This is a genomic window from Curtobacterium sp. MCLR17_039, from assembly GCF_003234745.1.
Classification (GTDB): Bacteria; Actinomycetota; Actinomycetes; order Actinomycetales; family Microbacteriaceae; genus Curtobacterium; species Curtobacterium flaccumfaciens.
Genome location: NZ_QKTF01000034.1, coordinates 1 through 715, shown reverse-complemented (window position 1 = coordinate 715; position 715 = coordinate 1). Strand labels below are relative to the sequence as shown.

General features: G+C 66.3%; 2 protein-coding genes. Both read right to left on the bottom strand.

Annotation, left to right across the window (positions count from 1 at the left end):
• Positions 1-2 precede the first annotated feature (2 nt).
• Positions 3-512, bottom strand: a complete 510-nt coding sequence (locus DEJ00_RS18180; protein WP_111058339.1) for a DUF4396 domain-containing protein — start codon at positions 510-512, stop codon at positions 3-5.
• A 7-nt stretch (positions 513-519) separates the two neighbouring features.
• Positions 520-715 (bottom strand): hypothetical protein (locus DEJ00_RS18175; protein ID WP_146248027.1); only part of this gene is annotated, 196 nt, incomplete at its 5' end.

Genomic DNA, 715 nt, shown 5'->3' with positions numbered 1-715 from the left:
GGTCAGTGGTGACCGTGGACGACGGCGTGGCCGAGACCGCGGCTGATCATCCACCGGTTCACCGGGGTGGTCACGATGAACGCGATCACCAGGGAGAACGCGAGGGAGCCCCAGAACAGCCAGTCGTTCAGCTGCGCGTCCATGGCGCCGGGAACGGCGACGATGACGGTGTTGTCGATGATCTCCATCACAGCGATCGACACCGTGTCTGCGGCAAGGGCGACCTTGAACGCGGCGGAGAAGCTCAGCCCGGACCGGACGACGCCGCGCATGGTGAGCGCGTAGCCGAAGATGAACGCCAGCACGATCGACAGGATGATCGTGCCCGTGTTGTGCAGGCCGGTCGCGGTGCCGATGACCATGCCAAGGACTTCACCGATCGCGCAGCCGGTGAGGCAGTGCAGGGTCGCTTGCGCGGCCATCGTCCACGTCGTCGTCGTCGTTGCGTGACCGCCGCCATGGTTCTGGTGGTTGTCGTGGTCGGTCACGCTGTGGTGTTCATGGGTGTCCATGTCGCTCCTATCGGGCGTGGAAGGTGCGGAGGCGGAGGCTGTTGCTGACGACGAAGACCGAGGACAGGGCCATCGCGGCGCCGGCGATCATAGGGTTCAGCAGGCCGGCCATCGCGAGCGGGATCGCGGCGACGTTGTAGGCGAAGGCCCAGAACAGGTTCACCTTGATCGTGCCGAGGGTGCGGCGGGCGAGCGCGATCGCG